We start from the raw sequence: 21214 nt of genomic DNA on the forward strand, positions 1-21214 counted from the left end.
CCGGACCGGAAGGGGTAATCTACGTTCATTGTTGCACTGCAACATAACCAAAGGAGACACACCATGACGACAAAACCCGATTTTCAGAAGCCGATGGAAGCCGTTCAGACATTGATGGCAATCCAGGCGCAGACCATTGCGAAGTCGATCGAGCTGCAGAAGAAATCCGGCGAAGAACTGATGGCTTTCTTCCAGTCCGAAGCGCAGAAGGCCGCCAGCCTGAAGACGCCGGAAGAGCTGATCCGCTTCAACGTGGAAGCCAACACCGCGCTGTTCAAGCTGCTGCAGGCGCAGGGCCAGACTTTCACCGCGTTCGCGACCGAAGCCGGTCAGGCCGCAATGGCATCGTTCAAGGGCTTGGGCAAGTAATTCTGCCGGACCGGTTTTCCGGTCAACAGCCTTGAAAAGCAAAACGACCCGGGTGGCTCAGGCCACCCGGGTCGTTTTGCTTTCGGCTGGCGTTGCGGCAGTGCCGATCAGTCGGCCTTCTTGCTGCGTGTTGCGGTGGGTTTCGAGGGTGCCGCTTTGTTCGCCGCTACTTTGGTCGATGCAGCCTTGGTCGGCGCTGACTTGACCGGTGAAGTCAGCTTGGCCGCAGGCCTGGCGGCCTTGGTGGCGGGTTTGACGACCGGGCTGGCGGCAGGTTTTTCAGCAGTCGGCTTTGTGGCGGCGGATTTGCGCACCGATTTCGCGGCCGGCCGCGGTGCCTGCTTTGCGGCAGGTGCAACCGGTGCAGCGGCAACCTTCGGTGCCGTGGTCGGCGTCGCAACCTTTTCCGGCGCAGCGGGCTTCGCAGCGGAGGGTTCCGGGGCCATCGCCGGGCGCGCCGGTGCGGCCGTAGCCCCGCCGGCAAACTGCTCGAATGCACTGCGCGTGAGCGCGCTGATCTGTTCGAACGCGCCACGCGCCTTGTCGATGGCCTCCTGCATCGAACCCATCGACCGCGTGCTGGTGATCGGCATGCCGGCCAGCAGCTTGCGCAGGCTGTCCATCAGGTCGGAGCCACCGCTGTTCAGTTGCTCACCGACCAGCCGGCCGAACTCCGCCTGGGTTTCGGAGGTGATTTCCGCAATCTGTCGCGCGCAACCGAGCATCCTTTCGGTGGTCGAGCGAGCCAGCTGTGAACGCAGTTCGACCTGATTCACCGGTTCGCGCACATCGGACAGCGCACGGGCGTTGGCCACACTTTCTTCGAACAGTGCACGGGCAGTCGCCACCTGCAACTGCATGATGCGCTGTGAATTTTCCATCGACAGCTGCGCCAGACGCATCGCCGCCTCGATGTTCTTCTTCTGCAGTTCCGACATCTGCTCGGGATTGCTCATGGCACGACTCCTTGTGAAGTGAATGTCAGGGATTCTGCCGCCACTGCGCGTCAAGCGCCATGACGGTGTCGGCAAAAATGCCCGGATCCATCGTCCGCAGCGACGATGATATGACGGGCACAAAGGCCATGCGTGCCAGCACATCGCGCTCAAGGTCGATGCCCGGTGCAATTTCGATCAGTTCGAGTCCGCCGTCGATCAGGCGGAACACGCAACGCTCGGTGACGTAGAGCACCTGCTGGCCACGGCGGCGCGCCTCGCGACCACTGAATGTACGGTGCTCGACCGCCTGCACGAACTTCATCCGGTCGCCATCGCGCCGGATGCGCAGCGCGCCCCGTTCGACCGCGATATGGCTGTCACCGGTCGTGAAGCTGCCGGCAAACACAAGTCTGCGCGCATTCTGCGAAATGTTGATGAAGCCACCGGCACCGGCGAGGCGCGAACCGAAGCGGGATACGTTCAGATTGCCTTCGGCGTCCGCCTGCGCCAGTCCGAGTACCGCGATGTCCAGTCCGCCGCCGTCGTAGAAGTCGAATTGATAGGGCTGGTCGATCACCGCCTGGGTGTTCACCGCTGCTCCGAAGTCCAGACCGCCGGCTGGAATGCCGCCGATGACGCCCGGTTCGGCGGTCAGCGTGACGGCATCGCCCAGACCTTCTTCGGCCACCACCGAGGCGACGCCTTCAGGCATGCCGATGCCCAGATTCGCCACGTCACCGGGTCGCAACTCCAGCGCGGCGCGGCGCGCGATCACCTTGCGGATATCCAGTGGCATCGCCGGGTGTGACCCAGGAGGCAGCCGCACTTCGCCCGAATACGCCGGGTTGTAGTGCGATGCAAAGGTCTGCATGTGATGCTCGGGCGGCGCAACGACGACGCAGTCGACCAGCACGCCGGGGATCTTCACCTGGCGCGGATGCAGCGAGCCGCGCGCGGCAACGCGTTCCACCTGCACGATGACCAGACCGCCCGCGTTGTGCGCCGCCATCGCGACCGCCAGCGCTTCCTGGGTAAGCGCCTCACGCTCCATCGTTACATTGCCGTCGGTGTCTGCAGTGGTGCCGCGCACCAGCGCCACCGTCACCGGAAAGGCCTTGTAGAAGAGGAAGTCCTCGTCGCCGATGCGCATGCGGGTGACCATGTCTTCGGTCGTGATTGCATTGATCCGGCCACCGCCGTGTATCGGGTCGACGAAGGTATCGAGTCCGACGCGCGTCAGCTGACCGGGGCGATGCGCGGCGATGTCGCGGAACAGCTGCGAAATCACGCCCTGCGGCAGATTCCAGGCTTCGATGCGGTTGGCGACGGCGAGCGCCTGCAGCCGTGGTACCAGCCCCCAATGACCGCCGATCACCCGCTTCACCAGGCCTTCGTGGCCGAAGTGGTTCAGACCGCGTGAGTGACCGTCGCCCTGGCCGGCCGCGTACACAAGTGTGAGGTCGCGTGGATGCTGCGTATCGATGAAGCGCTGTTCGACTGCGATCGCTACATGTTCGGCGAAGCCGATGCCGACGAAACCGGTGGTGGCCACGCTGGCGCCATCGGGAATGCGGGCAACCGCCTCGGCGGCACTCATGATCTTGCTGGCGTTCCTGGGCGTTGCGGTCATCGTGAAGGGCACGTGTCGGACCGGCTTACTGTACCGGAGCCGCCGAGGCCTGTGCATCGCGAATTGATCCGCATCAAGCGCAGCCCGATTGAAAAGCGCAGTGTCTGCCCCAGATAGCGTGCAGACCATGATTCGGGAGACCCCAATGCGCTTCGACAAACTGACCACCAAATTCCAGCAGGCCATCGCCGACGCCCAGAGCGTTGCGGTCGGCCGCGATCACCAGTACATCGAGCCGGCCCACCTGCTGCTCGCGTTGCTCAACCAGGACGACGGCGCCACTACCTCTCTGCTACAACGCGCCGGCGCCAATGTCGCGCCGCTGAAGAAGTCGGTCGATGAGGCGTTGTCGCGCATCGCGACCGTCGAGGGCCACGGCGGTGAAGTGCAGATCGGCCGCGACCTGACCAATCTGCTGAACCTCGCCGACCGCGAGGCGCAGAAGCGTGGTGACCAGTTCATCGCGTCCGAAATGTTCCTGCTTGCTGCGGCCAGCGACAAGGGCGATATCGGCCGTCTGCTGAAGCAGTCGGGGCTGGACCGCACGACGCTCGAAAAGGCGATCGAACAGGTGCGCGGCGGCTCGTCGGTCGGCAGCGCGGAAGCCGAAGGCTCGCGCGAAGCACTGAAGAAGTACTGCGTCGACCTGACCGAGCGCGCCGCCGCCGGCAAGCTCGACCCGGTGATCGGCCGCGACGACGAAATCCGCCGCGCGATACAGATCCTGCAGCGGCGCACCAAGAACAATCCGGTGCTGATCGGCGAGCCGGGCGTCGGCAAGACCGCCATCGTCGAAGGTCTGGCGCAGCGCATCGTCAATGACGAGGTGCCGGAATCGCTCAAGGGCAAGCGCGTGCTGGTGCTCGACATGGCCGGTCTGCTGGCAGGTGCCAAATACCGCGGCGAATTCGAGGAACGGCTGAAGAACGTGCTGAACGAAGTGGCCAAGGACGAAGGCCGCATCATCATGTTCATCGACGAACTGCACACCATGGTCGGCGCCGGCAAGGGCGAAGGCGCGATGGACGCCGGCAACATGCTCAAGCCGGCGCTGGCGCGCGGCGAGCTGCACTGCATCGGCGCCACCACGCTGGACGAATACCGCAAGTACATCGAAAAGGATGCCGCGCTCGAGCGCCGCTTCCAGAAGGTGCTGGTCGACGAGCCAAGCGTGGAAGCGACCATCGCCATCCTGCGCGGCCTGCAGGAAAAGTACGAACTGCACCACGGCGTGGAAATCACCGACCCGGCCATCGTCGCCGCGGCCGAGTTGAGCCACCGCTACATCACCGACCGCTTCCTGCCGGACAAGGCGATCGACCTGATCGACGAAGCGGCCGCGCGCATCAAGATGGAAATCGATTCCAAGCCGGAGGTGATGGACAAGCTCGACCGCCGGCTGATCCAGCTGAAGATCGAGCGCGAAGCCATGCGGCGCGAAACCGACGAGGCGTCGCAGCGCCGCTTCGGCCTGATCGAAGAGGAAATCACCCGGCTGGCGCGCGAATACAACGACCTCGAGGAGATCTGGAAGAGCGAAAAGGCGCAGGTTGCCGGCAGCAGCCACATCCGCGAAGAGATCGAAAAGGTGCGTGCGCAGATGACGGATCTGCAGCGCAAGGGCCAGTTCGACAAGCTGGCCGAACTGCAGTACGGCACGCTGCCGCAGCTCGAAGCACAACTGAACCAGGCGGAAAAGAACGGTTCGGCGAAGCCCGCCAACAAGCTGCTGCGCACCGAAGTCGGCGCCGAGGAAATCGCCGAGGTGGTGTCGCGCGCGACCGGCATTCCGGTCAGCAAGATGATGCAGGGCGAACGCGAAAAGCTGCTGAAGATGGAAGACAAGCTGCACCGGCGCGTGATCGGTCAGGACGAGGCGGTGCGTCTCGTGTCCGACGCGATCCGCCGCTCGCGCGCCGGGCTGTCGGACGAGAATCGCCCGTACGGGAGCTTCCTGTTCCTCGGCCCGACGGGTGTCGGCAAGACCGAACTGTGCAAGACGCTGGCCGAATTCCTGTTCGATTCGGAAGACCACCTGATCCGCATCGACATGAGCGAATTCATGGAGAAGCATTCGGTGAGCCGCCTGATCGGTGCGCCGCCGGGCTATGTCGGCTACGACGAAGGCGGCTACCTGACCGAGGCGGTGCGGCGCAAGCCCTACAGCGTCATCCTGTTCGACGAGGTCGAAAAGGCGCATCCGGACGTGTTCAACGTGCTGCTGCAGGTGCTCGACGACGGTCGCATGACCGACGGTCAGGGCCGCACCGTGGATTTCAAGAACACGGTCATCGTGATGACCTCCAACCTCGGCAGCCAGATGATCCAGCAGATGTCGGGCTCGGATTACGGCGTCGTGAAGCTGGCGGTGATGGGCGAGGTGAAAACCTTCTTCCGTCCGGAATTCATCAACCGCATCGACGAGGTGGTGGTGTTCCACGCGCTGGACGAGCGCAACATCCAGAGCATCGCGAAGATCCAGTTGGGTTACCTGGAAAAGCGCCTGGCCAAGCTCGACATGGGGCTGCAGGTGTCGGACGCCGCATTGGCCGAATTGGGCAAGGCCGGCTTCGACCCGGTGTTCGGTGCACGGCCGCTGAAGCGGGCGATCCAGGAGCACATCGAGAACCCGCTGTCGAAGCGCATCCTTGAAGGCAGCTTCGGACCGAAGGACGTGATCGTCGTCGATCTGGACGCTGGCGGTCACTTCAGCTTCCGCAAGCCGAACTGACGCAGGGCCGCGTCGCGGCGGAAGCGGCGGCCTGTGTGGGAGAGTGACCCCGGCGGGAGTGGCGGCCTCGCCGCGATCGTGCCGCGACCATCGCCGTGCAAAGTGCGTATCGCGGCGAGGCCGCCGCTCCCACAGGGGTACTTCACTCCCACAGGCCGCGGCTCCCACGAGGGAGTCGCGGCCTTGTTGCGTCTGATGCCTCCCTGTTTGTCGGACAGCGCCGACACGTGGCTGCGCTGCCCGCCGACACCCGGGACCGCACCGCTTTTCTAGACTCGAGTTGAACCCCGGAGCTGCATTGGCGCACCGGGGCAATCATTCCCGAACCTGGAGACCTGCGATGACGACCCCGAACCGATCCCTGAAAACCCTGGCTGTCGTGTCTGCGATGGCGGTGCTGATGACCGGCTGTGCCGGCATGAGCAAGAGCGAAAGCAATGCGCTGATCGGCGCGGCTGCCGGCGGTGTCGCCGGATCGGTGCTGACCGGCGGCAGCACAATCGGTACCGTGGGCGGTGCGATTGCCGGCGGCGCCATCGGCAACGAAATGGGCAAGAAGAAGCGCTGAACGCCTCATGCCGTCGGTCAACCGGCGGCGCATCGGGGCACGGGCCGCTATGCTTGTGCCCATGCTGATCGACACGCACTGCCATCTGGATGCATCCGAGTTCGACACGGACCGCGCGGGCATCATTGAACGCGCTCGCGCGGCCGGCGTCGGCGCCATCGTGCTGCCGGCGGTCGATCGAGCCGGCTTCGGTCGCGTCAGGGCGGTGTGCGCCGGCCAGCCCGACCTGCGCTTTGCGCTGGGCATCCATCCGCTTTACATCCCCGCGGCACAGCTGTCCGACATCGACGCCCTGGCGCTCGAACTCGACGACCCCGACGTGATCGCCGTCGGCGAAATCGGTCTCGATTTCTTCGTCGCCCATATCGACGCGACGCTTCAGGAAGACTTTTTCGTGCGCCAGCTCGAACTGGCGCGTGATTTCGGCCTTCCGGTGCTGCTGCACGTGCGGCGCAGTCAGGACCGCATTCTGAAGCATCTGCGCGCGGTGTTCGGCTGCACCGGCCCGGGCGGTATCGCGCATGCCTTCAATGGCAGTCGCCAGCAGGCGGACGAATTCATCAAGCTCGGTTTCGCGCTGGGCTTCGGCGGCGCGGTGACCTGGGCGCGTGCGCTGAACCTGCGCCGGCTGGTGACCGAACTACCGCTCGACGCGTTGGTGCTGGAGACCGACTCGCCCGACATTCCGCCCGAATTCGCGGCCGGAGAACGCAACGAGCCGGCCAACCTCCCGCGCATCGCGCAGGTGATTGCCGGCATCCGGGGTGTCAGCGAGGAGACGCTGGTTCAGGCCACCGGGGCGAACGCGCTGCGCGTGCTGCCCCGGCTCGCCGCGAAGGCTTACAGCGCGTAGCTGGCGGACACGCCGATCAGCCAGGTGCGTTCCGATGCCGGCGCGTAGTAGCGACCGGTCAGCGCATTGCCGGCGTTGATGTACACCGAGCCGACGTATTCCTTGTCGAACAGGTTGTCGATGCGCGCGAATTCGTTCAGCTTCCAGCCACCAACCGTCTGCGTGAAGCCGCCGCGGATCGATGCAACGCCGTAGCCGCCGACGCGTACGTCATTGGTGTCGTTACCGAACATGCGGCCGGTGGCGCGATACTCGAGGCCACCGTTGAAACCCCACGGATCGTGCTTGTAGGTCACTTCGCCGAAGAACGACTTGTTGGCGATGCCGGCGATCTTGTTGCCCGAATTGATCGTCACTGCCTGATTGACGGTACACGGCGCGGTCAGGCATGAAGCGAAGGCATCCTCGAACTCTGCCTTGATCAGCGTCAGCGACGCGTAGGCGCCGATGTCGCGCGTCAGCCTGGAGTCAATCGCCAGTTCGAAGCCGCGGCGCGAAGTGTCGCCGGCGTTCTGGTACACCGCGCGCCCGTTCTCGTTGCTGCGGATGACGACTTCATCGGCCGAGTCGATGTAGAAGGCCGCCATGTCGAGCCGGGTCGAATTGTTCAGGAAGGTTTTGAAACCCACTTCATAGTGGTCGCTGACCGACGGCTTCAGATCGAAATTCAGGCCTGCGCCGCCATCCGGGCGATAGGCAAGTTCGATCAGCGTCGGCGCTTCGAAACTGCGCCCTGCGTTTGCATAGAAGTTGCTGGTCTGGGTCACCTTCCATACGGCACCCAGCGCATACGTCCAGTCGCTGAACGAAGCCGAACCGCTGTCGTCCGGATTCACGCCTGCGACATTCGTCGTGCCGGAGCAGCCGCCATTGCAGATGAAGTTGTCTTTCGATTTGAAGTCCATCTTCGTGTAGCGCAGGCCACCCGACAGCGACACGTCCTTCGTCACAGCCCATTCACCCTGGACGAAGGTGCCCGTCTGTTCCGCCACGTTTCGTTCGTCGCGCTTGAGAGCGCCGCGGAAGCCGAACACCGCGGCCAGCGCCTGCGCGCCGCTGGAGGTGGTGCCGTTGCGGTAGCCCTTGCGCGCTTCGTCGGCGCGCTCGTACTCGGCGCCGACGCTGAACGTGACCGTTTCGAGCTTGCGCGTCCAGCGCAGGCTGGTGCCCCAGTAGTCGCGGTCGAACACCGAAACGCCACCGGATGCGGTCACGTTGTCCTGCGTACCCGCATTCAGCGCGAGGTACTGTTCGTTGTTGCGATTGCCCAGGTAGAACATCGCACGCAGGCTGTCGCGATCGGACAGGGCGGTGTCGAACACCACGCCGCCCTGCGAGTTCTCGAGCGTGCGACGCGTGCCGAAGAACTCGGCGGTTCCGGGATTGCCGGCAAGGTTGCGGTTGGACGTGCCCTGCTGCCGGCGATCGCTATTCAACTGGGTGAAGGTGAGGCCGAGCGGATCCTGGCCCTGCTGATGCATGTAGTTGCCGACGAAGGTCAGAGAAGACTTGTCGCCGAGCATCCAGCGCGCCTTGAAATTGGCCTGCTGCTTGTCCGAGCGGCTGTAGTCGCGATAGCCGTCGGTGCGGAAGTCCGACACGCTGGCGGTGTAGTTGAAATTGCCGACGGTGTCGCCGAACTTCACGCCTGAGCGCTGCGTGCCGTAGCTGCCGAACTGGAAGCTGGGCGTCACCGTGAAGCGGTCCGGGCCATCTTCGGTGAAGATCTGGACGACGCCGCCCGAATGGTTGCCGTACAGCGCCGAGAACGGGCCGCGCAGCACTTCGATGCGACTGGCCGATGCCAGATCGAACAGACCGGTGCCGCCCTGGCCGTCCGGCGTGCTGGCCGGAATGCCGTCCGCAATCAGCTTGACCCCACGTACGCCGAACGCCGACCGCGCGCCGAAGCCGCGGATCGTCAGCGATTGCTCCTGCGTGTAGTTCTCCTTGCCGGCCGAAGCCACGCCCGGCACGCGGTTGATCACTTCCGACAGATTCACCGTGCCGCGCTGTTCCTGGATCGTGGCCTTGTCGATCGAATCGATGGCCATCGGCAGATCGAAGGAATTCTGCTCGACCCGGGTACCGGTGATGACCACGGTGGGGGCAATCTTCAGTTCTTCGGCGCTGGCACACTGGCCAATCAGCGCAAGGGCGAGCGCAAGCGGGGTGTGACGGAGCGCGGGGGTCATGCGGGGCCTCTCTCTGGGTATCTGCTGGCAAGGCGCGCGGGGCTGCGCGTTGCGAAGTGGGTTGGGCGACGTGTCTGCGCACGTCTGTCGAAGCGGCCGGAGTATAGGCAGGGCCGACTTACAAAACCTCACGAAAAGCTTGAATCTGCGACCCGCGGCGGACGCCGGGAATTACTCACCGCGGGCCGCGGCGAACAAGGTCTGGATGGCGGGGGGGGCGAGGATGTGCAAGGTCGGCGGGCACAGACGGTGTCGCCCCAGGCGCAGCAAGGCGCGGTCGCGCGTCACCAGCAGGTCGGCGCCGGCACGCACCGCGAGATCGAAGAATTTCTGGTCTTCACGGTCGCGGCAGCGCGGCTGGCCGGTGTCGGGGCTTTCGGGCAGCGGCGACAGTTCGAGCTTCATGCAATAGGCTTCATAGAGCGCCGCCGCCTGCGCGTCGTCCAGCCCGAACTTCGGATAGCGCAGCACCGTGCGCAATTCGCGCAGGCAGGCTTCATCGCACACCAATTGTGCAGGGCCGGCCGCCAGCGCCTGCGCAACGCAGTCGAGTTCGGCGTTGTGCCACAGCAGCAGGTCGAGCACGGCATTGGTGTCGAGGACGATGCGCATCGGGCAGGGTGGGGCGAGTGAAGGCATGAAGGCAAGTGAAGGGCGGCAAGTGTAGCCGGCGAACGAACCGGTGCCGGTCGCTGTCTTTCGCTGCGCGGGCGCATGACGGCCCGACCATCGACCGACCGGAGCGCGCATTCATGGTGAGCCAGGAACTGCTGTCCTTTCTGCTGACGCTGGCCGCCAAGTTGTCGGGCTACCCGGAAATTCCGCTCGCCGACCTGCCGCCGATCGAAATCATCAGCGAACAGGCGCTGGCGGATGCCGTGTGTCCCGAGACCGGCAACGGCTGCACCAATATCGTGGCCACCTTCGAAACCGAGCGTTACGTGATCTACGTGCGCGACACGCTCGATCTGGAAAGTGCCGCCGACAACTCCTTCCTGCTGCATGAGCTGGTGCATGTGCTGCAGCACAAGGCGCGTGGCGACGCCATCTTCGCCGATTGTCCGACCACGCTGAAGACCGAAACCGAGGCCTACCAGGCGCAGAACGCCTACCTGAAGCGCGAAGGGCAGTTCCTGCGCTTCGGCGAGGCGCTCGGTTTCATGAGCTGCGCCGGCGAGCAGAACACCTTCTTCACGCGCGACATCATGATCGACCCGCTGATCCTCAAGTGACTGCCGACGGCCGGAGCACTCCAGCCACTCAGTCCAGCCACTCAATCCAGCCACTGAGGGCGTGCTTCGAAGCTGAAGGGCGGCGTGGCGGCCGGATCGACCTTCACCAATGTCCAGCCCAGCCACGGCGAACCGTGCGTTTCCAGCCGCGTCACGTTGTCGAGGACGGCGCCGCTGCGCGGGTCGTGCAGCGGCTGGTCCACCCGATAACGGTGCGTGTCACCGTGGATCAGCAGTACCGGGCGCGCGTAGCGGGCAGCGCCAAGGGCCAGGCGGTCGAGCAGCGAGCGGTAACGCGGGCGCGGCGAGCCCTTCGCGTGATCGGCGAACGCCGGATTGGCGTGGAAGGCGATCACCAGCGCATGCGCGCCACCGGTCTGCGCCTGTGCGAAGGTGTCGTCCAGCCAGCGCAGCGTTGCCGCCTCGAGCTGTGCGCTGCGCGGGCCCGGCGGCAGCGCGCTGCCGGACACATTGAGCGTGGCGAACAGCACGCCCTGATTCGACCAGCGCACGTTTTCCGCGCAGCAGTCCTGCCGCGTCAGCGCGAGCCGGCGCTGGCCCAAGGATTCGCCGGTGGCGAAGAAGCGCGCGCGCAGCGCATCGAGCCGCTCGTGCGGCGCAAAGCCGCCGGCCGATGCGCGCGCGCAGTCGGTCCACTCGTTGTCGCCTGCGAGCAGGATGAGCGGGTGGGTCGAGCCGTCGAGCAATGCCTGACGGTCGGCGAAAGTGGCGTCGTCACACAGGCTGCCGCCGCTCTTGATGTCGCCGATGTGGATCGAAAAGGCCAGTGGCAGCGCGGCCTGTTCGGCCAGCATGTCGAGCGCCTTGTCGCGCTCGACCCGGCTGTACGGCACGTCGCCCCAGGCGGCGAAACTGAACGACGCGGGGTCTGCGGGCTGCCCGCTCACCGGGCCGGTCAGCGTCAGTGCGAGGAGCACGGCGATGACGCCGTCGCGCATCGTCATGCGTGCGTCAGCCGGCCACGCGTCGGGCGGCGGCGATGCCGCTGCGCACCGCCGATTCCAGCGTCGCCGGATAAAGCGGCAGCAGGTAGTCGCCGGCCAGCGCCAGGCGCGGGTCAGCCGGCTGTGCGATCACGGCACGGCCCGGCGTGCAGCGGAAGGTCGCACGCCGGTCGGTCAGTGTGCGCACGCAGCGCGGTTCGGGCAGCGACGGAAAGGCGCGTCGTACCGCCTCGATGACGGCGCGCTCGGTGTCGTCGCGCGCCGCGTCGGCGGCCGACACCACGCAGGCCATCAATCCGGGCGGCCCGCCCAGCGCGCCGCGGTCGAATATCCAGTGCGGCACGCCGTCGGCGAAGCCCATCATGGCCTGCGGCAGGCGCGCACCCTTGCCGAAATCGGCGAACACGGTGGTCACCTGTTCGTAGCCGAGCGAAGCGATCTCCGCCGTGATGCGCTCGGTGCCCGGCAGGGCGCCGAGCAGCGCCGGCACGTGGTGCGGGCTGGTGGCGACGACGACCTGTTCAAACACTTGCGGGCTGCCGGCGACATCAAGCGCGAAGCCCTCCGCATGCGGCGAAATCGCCCGCACCCGCTCGCCCACGCGCACCTGGTCACCTTGCCGTGTCAGCCAGGCGGCGGCCGGCGCCGGAAACAGCTGGCCCAGATCGGTGCGCGGCAGCAGCACGTCGGACGCGCCGGCGCGCCCGAGCAGCGTGTCGCGCAGCACCTGGGCGAACACGCGGGCACTTGCGTCGTCGAGGCCGGTGTTCAGTGCGGCGATGCACAGTGGCGCCCACAGGTAGCGCACATTGGTGTCGGTCTGGCGCGTGCGCGCAAACATCTGCGTCACCGTTTCGTCGGCGGGTGGCGACCGGCGGATCGCCGCCATCAGGCGCATTGCAGCCAGCCGGTCGCCCCAGGTCAGACCGGGGCAGGTCATGAAGGCGAGCGCCTGCGCCCATTGCGAGCCGGAGCGGGCGCGCAGTTCGAAACCGTCGGTGAAGCGCAGCGACAGCGGCAGGCGGTCGAACAGCAGGTCCGGGTCGGCGCCGACGGTGCGCATCATCGCCAGCGTGTGGACATAGCCGCCGATCAGGATGTGCTGGCCGTTGTCCAGCGCCAGACCGTCGAGCTCGACCGCGCGCGCGCGCCCGCCGACCTGCGGCGCCGCCTCGAACACCACCGGGCGCACACCGCGCGCCACGCATTCCACCGCGCAGGCCAGCCCGGCCCAGCCGGCGCCGACGATGGCGACCGATGGCCGGTCCGCGTTCAACTGCGCAGCCACGTCTTCCAGGCCAACCAGAGCTTGCGCACCGGCGTCAGCGCGATGCGCCGGTCGAGTACGCGGCAGCCGTCGCGCTCGATCTCGTCAAGCAAGGTGCGGTAGATCGCCGCCATCACCAGACCGGGCCGCTGCGATGCGCGATCGACCGCCGGCAACGCGGCCATCGCCTGTTCGTAATAGTGCCGGGCGCGCTCGATCTGGAACTCCATCAGCTGACGGAATTCGTCGCTGTAGCGCGCGTTCAGGATGTCGGCGGCCCGCACATTGAAGCGCTGCAGCTCGTCGACCGGCAGGTAGATGCGACCGCGCCGCGCGTCTTCGCCGACGTCGCGGATGATGTTGGTGAGCTGGAAGGCGATGCCCAGATCGTGTGCGTACTTCTGCGTTTCGCGCTGCGTGCTGCCGAAGATCTGCGCCGCCAGCAGCCCCACCACCGACGCAACGCGGTAGCAGTAGAGCTGCAGGCCCTTGAAGTCGAGATAGCGCGACTGGTCGAGATCCATTTCCATGCCGTCGATGATTTCCAGCAGCTGCTCGCGCGGCAGGCTGAATTCGCGGATGGCCGGAATCAGCGCGAGGCAGACCGGATGTTCCGGTGTGCCGTCGAAACAGGCGGCGACCTGGGTGCGCCACCAGGCGAGCTGGGTGCGCGCGAGGCTGATGTCGGTGGTTTCGTCGACCACGTCGTCGATTTCGCGGCAGAAGGCGTACAGCGCGGTGATGGCGCGGCGGCGCGGCGGCGGCAGGAACAGGAAGCTGTAGTAGAAGGACGAGCCGCTCTTTGCGGCACGGTCCTGACAGTATTCGTCGGGTGTCATGGGTAATTCAGGGCTTTCCACCCGATCACGGGCCAGTCGACACGGCCCAGTTTCGGGCGGTGGCGGAATACATCGTAATCGACCTGCTCGATGCGCTGCAAAATGCGCAGCCCGCCCTGCACGACCAGACGCAGCTCCCAGCCGGTGCGACCCGGCAGCGTGCGGGCCAGCGGCATGCCGGCGTGCATCAGCGCGCGGGCGTCATCGACCAGGTGTTTCATCAGTGCGCGGAAGGCGGCGTCGCAGTGCGACTGCGCCAGATGTGCTTCGGTCACGCCGAAGCGCGCCATCGCATCCTGCGGAATGTAGACGCGGCCGGGCGGGATGCCGTCGGCGTTCTTGCGCCAGTCGATCGCCACGTCCTGCCAGTGGTTGATCAGTTGCAGCGCGCTGCAGATCGCGTCGGACTGCTTGAGGCTGGCGGCATCGTCCACCTTGTACAGGCACAGCAGCAGGCGGCCGATCGGGTTGGCCGAGCGGCGGCAGTAGTCGAGCAGTTCCGCATGGCTGGCGTAGCGCGTCTGCACCACGTCCTGCGCGAAGGCGTCGAGCAGGTCATGGAACAGCGGCAGCGGCAGCGACCACTGGCGCACGGCGCGCGCGAGGCGGCGGTGGATGGCGTCGTCCGGTTCGCCGCCGCGTTCGATGATGCGCAATTGTTCGCGGCACAGCTCGAGCGCGGCCAGCCTCGCTTCGGGCGCGGCGTCGCCTTCATCCGCCAGATCGTCGGCATGGCGGGCGAACCAGTAGATCGCGGCCACTGGCTCGCGCAGCGCGGGTGGCATCAGCTTCGACGCGACCGGAAAGTTTTCGTAGTGTTCGACCGACATGGGTGGCGGAGTATACCGGGCGCGTGCCGCCGGCCCCGCCTGATAGAATCCGTGCCGCCTGCCCAGGTGGCGAAATTGGTAGACGCACCAGATTTAGGTTCTGGCGCCGCGAGGCGTGGGGGTTCGAGTCCCTTCCTGGGCACCATCGGTGCGGACGGACGTTGAAGGCTGATGGGCGCACCGTCACTGCATGAGTGAGCGATGTGTCATGGCGGAAGGAATTTTCTGCGCGGCCGACGCATCAGGTAATAGGCGGCCGGTATCACCAACATGGACAGCAGCGGTGCGGTGATCATGCCGCCCACCATGGGTGCCGCGATGCGTTGCATGACCTCGCTGCCGGTGCCCCCGCCCCACATGATGGGCAGCAGGCCGGCCAGAATCACCGCCACAGTCATCGCCTTGGGCCGCACGCGCAGCACCGCCCCTTCGCGGATCGCATCCAGCAGATCGGCTTCGCTGGTCATGTTCTGCTCGATGCGCGCCGTCCACGCCTGCCTGAGATAAAGCAGCATGATCACGCCGAATTCGGCCGCTACGCCCGCCAGCGCGATGAAACCCACGACACTCGCCACTGACAGGTTGTAGTTCAAACCGAACAGCAGCCAGATCCCGCCGACCAGGGCAAAGGGCAAAGTCGCCATCAGCAGCAGGGCCTCGCCGAAGTGCTTGAAGGTAAGGTACAGCAGCACGAAGATGATGAGCAGCGTGAAGGGCACAACCAGTTTGAGCCTGGCGCTGGCGCGTTCGAGAAACTCGAACTGACCTGACCAGGACACCGAGTAGCCCGGCGGCAATTTCACCTGGTCGGCCACTGTCTGCTGCATCTCGCGCACCGCTGTGCCGAGGTCACGACCACGCAAATCGACGTAGACGAACCCCGCCAGGCGTGCGTTCTCGCTGCGCAGCATCGGCGGGCCATCGTCGATGCGAATGTCGGCTACGTCACCGAGCACAAGCAACTGCCCTCGCGGCGTCACGATGGGCAAATTGCGCAAGCCGTTCAGCGAGTCCCGTACCTCGCGCGGATATCGCACGTTTATCGGGTAGCGCTGCAGGCCTTCGATGGTCTCACCGATATTCATGCCGCCCACGGCGCTTGCCACCACCGACTGCACGTCGGACATGTTGAGTCCGTAGCGCGCCGCTCGCTCCCGCTTGATATCCACATTGACATAGCGTCCACCTGTCAGGCGCTCGGCAAAGGCGCTGGTCACGCCGGGCACCTGCTTGACCGCCTGCTCGATTTCGCCCGTGAGCCGGTTGATGACAGATAGATCGCTGCCGAGCACCTTGACGCCGACCGGACTTTTGATGCCAGTGGCCAGCATGTCGAGACGGTTGCGGATCGGTGGAATCCAGATGTTCGTCAGTCCCGGCACGCGCACGGTCCGGTCCAGTTCCTCTACGAGCTTCTCGGGGGTCATGCCCACCCTCCACTCGCTTCTTGGCTTGAACTGGATGGTGGTCTCAAACATCACCAGAGGTGCCGGATCGGTCGCAGTTACGGCTCTGCCTGCCTTTCCGTAGACCGTGGCCACCTCTGGCACCGTCTTGATCAGCCGGTCCGTTTGCTGCAGCAATTGAGCCGCCTTGCCCGCCGACATGCCAGGCAAGGCACTTGGCATGTAGAGCAGGTCGCCTTCGTCGAGCGGCGGCATGAACTCGCTGCCCAGTTGCTGCAAGGGCCACCAGCTGGCCGCCAGAAACACCATCGCGACAGCGATGGTGGTCTTGGGAAAGCGCAGCACGACTTCGAGCAAAGGCCGGTAGCTGGCGACAAAGAAGCGATTGATCGGGTTCTTCTGCTCGTCCGGGATGCGGCCCCGGATCAGATAACCCATCAGCACCGGAATCAGCGTCACCGCAAGCCCCGCACTTGCCGCCATGGCATAGGTTTTGGTGAAGGCAAGCGGCGAGAACAGCTTTCCTTCCTGCGCCTCCAGTGTGAAGATCGGCACGAAGGAGAGGGTGATGATGAGCAAGGAGAAAAACAGCGCCGGGCCCACCTCGGCGGCAGCGTCTCCGATCACCCGCCAGCGGGTCTCGCCCTGCAATTGCTCCCCCGGATGAGCGTGATTCCATTCCTCCAGGTGCTTGTGTGCGTTTTCGATCATGACCACCGCCGCATCAACCATCGCGCCGACGGCGATGGCGATGCCGCCCAGTGACATGATGTTGGCGTTGACCCCCTGCCAGTGCATGACGATGAAGGCCGCCAGAATGCCCAGGGGCAACGAGACGATGGCCACCAGAGCCGAACGCAGGTGAAACAGAAACAGCACGCACACCACGGCCACGACAGCGAACTCTTCGAGCAGCTTGTGGCTGAGGTTCTCGATGGCCCGCTTGATGAGCCCCGAGCGGTCGTAGGTGGGTACGATCTCGACGCCTTGCGGCAGGCTCGTTTTCAATGCCGCCAGTTTGGTCTTGACTGCGTCGATGGTGGTCAACGCGTTCTCGCCAGACCGCATGACGACGATGCCGCCCACCGCTTCACCCTCGCCGTCCAGCTCACCGATTCCGCGCCGCATCTCGGGGCCGATCTGCACGTGGGCCACATCGCCCAGCAAAACGGATACGCCTGCCTCGGTGGTCATGAGTGGAATGGCCCGGAAGTCGTCCAGGGTTTGCAGATACCCGGAGGCACGCACCATGAACTCGGCTTCACCCATTTCCAGCACCGAGCCACCCACTTCCTGATTGGCAAGGCGAATCGCCGCGATCACCTTGCCGTGGGGAATACGGTATGCGGCCAGTTTGTCGGGATCGAGCACCACCTGGTATTGCCGCACCATGCCACCAATGGTGGCCACCTCGGCCACGCCGGGTACGGTCTTGAGCTCGTATTTCAAGAACCAGTCCTGCAGGCTGCGCAATTGCGACAGGTCCTGCCTGCCTGACTTGTCGATCAGCGCGTACTGGTAGATCCAGCCCACGCCGGTTGCATCCGGCCCAAGCGCCGAGCTGGCTCCCGGCGGCAGGCGCGACTGCACCTGGTTGAGGTACTCCAGTACCCTGGAGCGCGCCCAGTACAGGTCTGTTCCGTCCTTGAACAGCACGTAGACGTAACTGTCGCCAAAGAACGAATAGCCGCGCACGACGCGCGCCCCCGGTACCGACAGCATCGTGGTGGTCAGCGGATACGTGACCTGATTCTCGACCAGCTGCGGTGCTTGCCCCGGCCAAGAGGTGCGGATGATCACCTGGGTGTCCGACAGGTCGGGCAAGGCGTCGAGTGGCGTGCGAAGCACAGAAACCAAGCCCCAGGCCGCCAGCAGGACGGTGGCGATCAGCACCAGAAAGCGGTTGGCGATCGACCAATGGATCAGACGGGCAATCATCGGGCACCTCCCGACTGCTCACCATGGCGCGCTTGCCATTTGACGATCTGCGGGGCCTCGCCATCCTGCATGCGGAACTCGATGTCGATCTCGCTCCCGGCAGATGGTTTGGGTAAGGCAAGATCTGGAGCCAACGTGAATTCCATGGTCATGCCCGGCCATCGCAATGCGGGTATTTCTGGATGGGTCAGCGTGAGGGTGTCACCGCTCACGGCCTCCACCCGCGCGTTTGTCTGATAGGTCTGCTGTGCGGCGCTCATCGATCCTTGCGCTTCGCCCGAAGACAAGCGCGCCTCAACACCCTTCAGGCTGGCCTCCGAATCAATGAGGAACTGGCCGGACAGCACGATTTTCTGGCCCTGGCCAAGCCCTGCCAGAATTTCCGTCTGGCCGCCCTGTTCGTGACCGACCTGCACCTCGATCGGACGAAATGTCCCGTCCTCTTCGACTGCCATGACCAGCGTGCGCTTGCCGGTGCGAACCAGCGCTTCGGAAGGCACCAGCAGCGCGGGGCGCGCCTGACCGCCGGCGAGTTGCATCTGCATGAACATGCCGGGCACCAGCTTGCCTGCCGGATTGGTCAGGACCATGCGCGCCTTGCGCGTGCGTGTCGCCGGATTGACCTCGGGCAGCAAGGCCTGCACCCGTCCATGGAACACCTCACCCGGCAGTGCGGGGGTTTGCGCTGCCACCTGTGCGCCTTCGACAAGCTGCGCCGCCTGGCTCTCCGGCACTTCGGCCTGCACCCAGACATTGGAAAGATCGTTGATGCGCAGGAGCGGCATGCCCATCATCGCAGTACTGCCTTCACGCGCCATCAGTTCGGTGACCACGCCACTGGCCGGTGCGACCAGGGTCATGCGGGCCTGCACCTGTCCCGTACGCTCGACCAAGGCGATCTGCGCTTCGCTCATGCCGGCCTGACGCATACGCTGACGGGCTGCTTCAGCGAGTGACTCCAACCCGCGTCCCTGCAAGCGTCTGGCAGTCAGATAGTCCTCTTGAACCGCCACCCATTCAGGCACGTAAATATCCAGCAGCGGCTGCCCCTTGCGGACGCGATCCAGTTCCGCCCTCACATGCAGCTTCTCGATGAAGCCGGTCGCGCGCGCCTGCACCGCAAATTGGCCTCGTTCATTCCATGCCACGGTGCCCACTGCTGAAATCTCGGATGCAAGCTGGCCCGAAACGACTTCGCCCATGCGCAGCCCGAGATTCTGCTGAATGCGCGAACTCACTGTGACCGTGCCGCTGTCTGCGCCCGCGGCGCCCGCGTAGGCGGGCACCAGCATCATGTCCATGAAGGGCGACTTTGCCGGCGCGTCGAACTTCTGACCTGGTGTCATTGGATCGTGGTAATGAAGGATCATTCGACCCGTTACCGGATCGATATCACCCGCCTTGAGACCCGACTCGATGTGACGCCGTGTCGCCGCTTCGCCTTCGGGTATCCCCCAGGTCGACGGGTCGATCTCGACGCCCGCAGACGAGCTTCCCGCCGCGGCGGGGGTTGCCACGGGGGCATGCGTCATCCCGTTCCTGACGCCCTGTCGGTAGAGGCCCAGACCGCCTGCGCCGAGTACTCCGATCGCGAGGAGCGCGACCACGATGGTTCTTCTGTTCATCGCATGGGCTCCCGCGCAAGGTGGTTCGAAGGTGTCGGCGATACGGCATGCGCGGGCAGATCCTCCGGTATCAGAAAGGTCAGCTCGGCCCACCATGCGGCAGTCTGTCGTTCGATGCGAAGTCGCTCCAGGGTGGTGTCAGTCACCATGCGGCGTGCTTCGAGAACGGATGTCAGGGACGCCTTGCCGCCGCGAAAAGCGGCCGTGAGTGCCTCGGCGCGCTCGGTCGCAAGCGGGATCAGGGTGCTGTCGTAGTCGTCCAGACGGCTGAGGCTGCTTCGCCAGCTGGAGAGGAGGCGCTGCAGCTCGAACAGATGCTCGCGCCGCAGTTCTTCACGTTCGGAGCGGACCTGTTCAACCTGTTCCAGTCGGGCCGCCAGTTCGCGGTCTTGACGCCGGGCCTGATCCCACTGCAATGGAATGGAAACCCCCAGCGACACCATGTCGCCGAACATGCTGCCCCGCTTGCTGTACATCACCGACCAGCTCCAGTCGGCGCTTTTTTCCTGTCTTGCCACCTCCGCCGTGGCGAGCGCGACATGTTCGCGCGCATTCATGAGTGCGATGTCTGGATGCTGATCGATTTCATGCGCCAGCGAGTGTTCCGCCAGACGCGTGCTGTCTATCCTGGGAGGCGCTCCGAGTGGCTTCGATTCCGCATCGCCGACCCAGCGCTGCAACAGCGCTCTCGCGTTGGCGAGCTCGGCGCGCACCTCGTGCAGTCGATCGTCGATGCGTGCGATCGCCGCGCGCGCGGCCAGCACGTCGGCCAGCGGGGCGCGGTTGCCCCGATAGGCCGATTCAACGCCGGTGCTTACGTTGACGGTCTCCTCGCGCTGACGTTGCAGCTGCTCGAGCATCTGCTCAAGGAAGTAACGCTCGAACCAGGCTCTGGCAGTCTGCGTGCGCAGCCGGGTGAGCAGCGTGGTTCGCGTCGCCAGGGCGGCGTCGGCTTCGCGTTCGTAGCGGGCGCTGCGCGCCTCACGTTTTTCAGATCTGGTGAAAGTCTGCGCCAGACCGACAGAGCGCATCGTCATGGGCTCATCCGTCAGGCTGTAGCGCCCCGAGCCTTCGACGGGCAGGTTGTCGACCGACAAGCGCAGTATGGGGTCAGGCAGACGCCCGGTTGCAACGGCCATTTCCCTGGCCGCCCGTGCCGCCGCATGCTGTGCCTCAAGCGTCGCGGATCTTGCCTGTGCAGCATCGAGCGCGGCCTGCAATGTCAGCGAAGGCTGTGTCATCGCTGGATTGACGAGACCGAGCGACAGCACGACCACGGCGAGCGGTGCGAACCCGCGACGCACGTGTCGACGTGCGTGATGGACGGACGGCCCACTGGCGTCCCGGGTGAGGAAAATAAGCATCAACGAACTCCATGCGCAATGAACGCCTTCGCGAATGCCTGCGCGAAAGCCAGGATCTGCCGACCTTGAAAAGGTCGACAGCTGCATTTCCGTTACATGGGGTTAGTTGAAGGAGGGCGGTCGCCAGACTGCAGCGAGTGCATTCGACGTGACTGGCGACGTCTGCGATGGCACTGAACCGGATGGCGGTGCCGGAGGAAGGTGGGCGTCAAACGATGGAAGGATGCCGACGCCTGATGCGCAGCACGACCGTTCAATTTTGCAGGACATGCCGGTTTTGGCTGCCGTCTCGGAATCGTTGCAGCAATCAGAGATGACCTGGCCAAACACATCTGAAGAGGCAGACGCCACGACATCGTGCTTCATGGGACAAGTATTCTGAAAGCTGAGCGCACTTGCGCTGCCCTGGAAGGCAACGAAGAACGAAAGCAACAGGGCAAGCAGACATCTCATTGTTGCATTCT

The 21214-nt window shown here is 65.0% G+C and carries 16 protein-coding genes and 1 tRNA gene; 6 read left to right on the forward strand and 11 right to left on the reverse strand.

What is annotated here, in order from left to right; translation table 11 throughout:
* Positions 1-63 precede the first annotated feature (63 nt).
* Positions 64-369, forward strand: a complete 306-nt coding sequence (locus tag Q8Q80_RS12920) for a hypothetical protein (RefSeq protein ID WP_069037728.1) — start codon at positions 64-66, stop codon at positions 367-369.
* A 107-nt stretch (positions 370-476) separates the two neighbouring features.
* Here Q8Q80_RS12920 and phaP read toward each other — a convergent pair whose 3' ends face one another.
* Both phaP and Q8Q80_RS12930 read right to left on the reverse strand, forming a co-directional pair.
* Positions 477-1325 (reverse strand): TIGR01841 family phasin, encoded by an 849-nt coding sequence (gene phaP / locus Q8Q80_RS12925; RefSeq protein ID WP_305633296.1) that lies wholly within the window; start codon positions 1323-1325, stop codon positions 477-479.
* 25 nt (positions 1326-1350) lie between these two features.
* Complete coding sequence (locus tag Q8Q80_RS12930; RefSeq protein WP_305633297.1) at positions 1351-2937, reverse strand: acyl CoA:acetate/3-ketoacid CoA transferase; 1587 nt, start codon at positions 2935-2937, stop codon at positions 1351-1353.
* 145 nt (positions 2938-3082) lie between these two features.
* Here Q8Q80_RS12930 and clpB point away from each other — a divergent pair, with 145 nt between their 5' ends.
* The 3 genes from clpB to Q8Q80_RS12945 all read left to right on the forward strand — a co-directional run bounded on the left by clpB (position 3083) and on the right by Q8Q80_RS12945 (position 7089).
* On the forward strand, positions 3083-5668 hold the full coding sequence (gene clpB / locus Q8Q80_RS12935) for an ATP-dependent chaperone ClpB (RefSeq protein ID WP_305633298.1): 2586 nt from the start codon (positions 3083-3085) through the stop codon (positions 5666-5668).
* A 340-nt stretch (positions 5669-6008) separates the two neighbouring features.
* Positions 6009-6236, forward strand: a complete 228-nt coding sequence (locus Q8Q80_RS12940; protein WP_305633299.1) for a glycine zipper 2TM domain-containing protein — start codon at positions 6009-6011, stop codon at positions 6234-6236.
* A gap of 61 nt (positions 6237-6297) precedes the next feature.
* The gene (locus tag Q8Q80_RS12945; RefSeq protein WP_305633300.1) at positions 6298-7089 is read left to right on the forward strand and encodes a TatD family hydrolase; all 792 of its coding nucleotides are present in this window, start codon (positions 6298-6300) and stop codon (positions 7087-7089) included.
* On the opposite strand, the gene Q8Q80_RS12950 is transcribed toward Q8Q80_RS12945, so the two are convergent.
* Both Q8Q80_RS12950 and Q8Q80_RS12955 read right to left on the reverse strand, forming a co-directional pair.
* Complete coding sequence (locus Q8Q80_RS12950; protein WP_305633301.1) at positions 7077-9284, reverse strand: TonB-dependent receptor; 2208 nt, start codon at positions 9282-9284, stop codon at positions 7077-7079. The genes Q8Q80_RS12945 and Q8Q80_RS12950 overlap by 13 nt on opposite strands.
* Positions 9285-9455: 171 nt before the next feature.
* Positions 9456-9923 (reverse strand): putative toxin-antitoxin system toxin component, PIN family, encoded by a 468-nt coding sequence (locus Q8Q80_RS12955; protein WP_305633302.1) that lies wholly within the window; start codon positions 9921-9923, stop codon positions 9456-9458.
* Between the two features lie 113 nt (positions 9924-10036).
* Here Q8Q80_RS12955 and Q8Q80_RS12960 point away from each other — a divergent pair, with 113 nt between their 5' ends.
* Positions 10037-10516 carry a hypothetical protein gene (locus Q8Q80_RS12960; RefSeq protein WP_305633303.1) on the forward strand — a complete coding sequence of 160 codons (480 nt, stop codon included), beginning with the start codon at positions 10037-10039 and terminating at the stop codon, positions 10514-10516.
* A 41-nt stretch (positions 10517-10557) separates the two neighbouring features.
* Here Q8Q80_RS12960 and Q8Q80_RS12965 read toward each other — a convergent pair whose 3' ends face one another.
* Genes Q8Q80_RS12965 through hpnC form a run of 4 tightly spaced genes read right to left on the reverse strand, consistent with a single transcriptional unit; the run spans position 10558 to position 14417 of the window.
* A complete protein-coding gene (locus Q8Q80_RS12965; protein ID WP_305633304.1) occupies positions 10558-11481 on the reverse strand; it encodes a hypothetical protein in 924 nt (307 codons plus the stop codon).
* 7 nt (positions 11482-11488) lie between these two features.
* Positions 11489-12769: a hydroxysqualene dehydroxylase HpnE gene (gene hpnE / locus Q8Q80_RS12970; RefSeq protein WP_305633305.1), complete on the reverse strand. Its 1281-nt coding sequence runs from the start codon at positions 12767-12769 to the stop codon at positions 11489-11491.
* Positions 12754-13587, reverse strand: a complete 834-nt coding sequence (gene hpnD, locus Q8Q80_RS12975; protein WP_069037720.1) for a presqualene diphosphate synthase HpnD — start codon at positions 13585-13587, stop codon at positions 12754-12756. Before hpnD ends, hpnE begins: the two co-directional genes overlap by 16 nt.
* Positions 13584-14417, reverse strand: coding sequence for a squalene synthase HpnC (gene hpnC, locus Q8Q80_RS12980; RefSeq protein WP_305633306.1), 834 nt, complete (start codon positions 14415-14417; stop codon positions 13584-13586). Before hpnC ends, hpnD begins: the two co-directional genes overlap by 4 nt.
* Positions 14418-14477: 60 nt before the next feature.
* Here hpnC and Q8Q80_RS12985 point away from each other — a divergent pair.
* Positions 14478-14562 (forward strand) — tRNA-Leu (locus Q8Q80_RS12985).
* Between the two features lie 61 nt (positions 14563-14623).
* Here the strand turns inward: Q8Q80_RS12985 and Q8Q80_RS12990 are convergent.
* The 3 genes from Q8Q80_RS12990 to Q8Q80_RS13000 are packed head-to-tail and all read right to left on the reverse strand — an operon-like array spanning position 14624 to position 20750.
* The gene (locus Q8Q80_RS12990) at positions 14624-17761 is read right to left on the reverse strand and encodes an efflux RND transporter permease subunit (RefSeq protein WP_305633307.1); all 3138 of its coding nucleotides are present in this window, start codon (positions 17759-17761) and stop codon (positions 14624-14626) included.
* Positions 17758-19386, reverse strand: coding sequence for an efflux RND transporter periplasmic adaptor subunit (locus Q8Q80_RS12995; RefSeq protein ID WP_305633308.1), 1629 nt, complete (start codon positions 19384-19386; stop codon positions 17758-17760). Before Q8Q80_RS12995 ends, Q8Q80_RS12990 begins: the two co-directional genes overlap by 4 nt.
* A complete protein-coding gene (locus Q8Q80_RS13000) occupies positions 19383-20750 on the reverse strand; it encodes a TolC family protein (protein ID WP_305633309.1) in 1368 nt (455 codons plus the stop codon). Before Q8Q80_RS13000 ends, Q8Q80_RS12995 begins: the two co-directional genes overlap by 4 nt.
* Positions 20751-21214: the final 464 nt, after the last annotated feature.

Source organism: Methyloversatilis sp. (assembly GCF_030698125.1).
Classification (GTDB): domain Bacteria; phylum Pseudomonadota; class Gammaproteobacteria; order Burkholderiales; family Rhodocyclaceae; genus Methyloversatilis.

Bases quoted from the DNA above. Each gene is read 5' to 3' on its own strand.
- Q8Q80_RS12950 (WP_305633301.1), bottom strand. From the start codon at position 9,284: ATGACCCCCGCGCTCCGTCACACCCCGCTTGCGCTCGCCCTTGCGCTG.
- Q8Q80_RS12960 (WP_305633303.1), top strand. From the start codon at position 10,037: ATGGTGAGCCAGGAACTGCTGTCCTTTCTGCTGACGCTGGCCGCCAAG.
- Q8Q80_RS12920 (WP_069037728.1), top strand. From the start codon at position 64: ATGACGACAAAACCCGATTTTCAGAAGCCGATGGAAGCCGTTCAGACA.
- hpnC (WP_305633306.1), bottom strand. From the start codon at position 14,417: ATGTCGGTCGAACACTACGAAAACTTTCCGGTCGCGTCGAAGCTGATG.
- Q8Q80_RS13000 (WP_305633309.1), bottom strand. From the start codon at position 20,750: ATGCTTATTTTCCTCACCCGGGACGCCAGTGGGCCGTCCGTCCATCAC.
- Q8Q80_RS12995 (WP_305633308.1), bottom strand. From the start codon at position 19,386: ATGAACAGAAGAACCATCGTGGTCGCGCTCCTCGCGATCGGAGTACTC.
- Q8Q80_RS12965 (WP_305633304.1), bottom strand. From the start codon at position 11,481: ATGACGATGCGCGACGGCGTCATCGCCGTGCTCCTCGCACTGACGCTG.
- Q8Q80_RS12945 (WP_305633300.1), top strand. From the start codon at position 6,298: ATGCTGATCGACACGCACTGCCATCTGGATGCATCCGAGTTCGACACG.
- clpB (WP_305633298.1), top strand. From the start codon at position 3,083: ATGCGCTTCGACAAACTGACCACCAAATTCCAGCAGGCCATCGCCGAC.
- Q8Q80_RS12930 (WP_305633297.1), bottom strand. From the start codon at position 2,937: ATGACCGCAACGCCCAGGAACGCCAGCAAGATCATGAGTGCCGCCGAG.
- hpnD (WP_069037720.1), bottom strand. From the start codon at position 13,587: ATGACACCCGACGAATACTGTCAGGACCGTGCCGCAAAGAGCGGCTCG.
- Q8Q80_RS12955 (WP_305633302.1), bottom strand. From the start codon at position 9,923: ATGCCTTCACTCGCCCCACCCTGCCCGATGCGCATCGTCCTCGACACC.
- Q8Q80_RS12940 (WP_305633299.1), top strand. From the start codon at position 6,009: ATGACGACCCCGAACCGATCCCTGAAAACCCTGGCTGTCGTGTCTGCG.
- Q8Q80_RS12990 (WP_305633307.1), bottom strand. From the start codon at position 17,761: ATGATTGCCCGTCTGATCCATTGGTCGATCGCCAACCGCTTTCTGGTG.
- phaP (WP_305633296.1), bottom strand. From the start codon at position 1,325: ATGAGCAATCCCGAGCAGATGTCGGAACTGCAGAAGAAGAACATCGAG.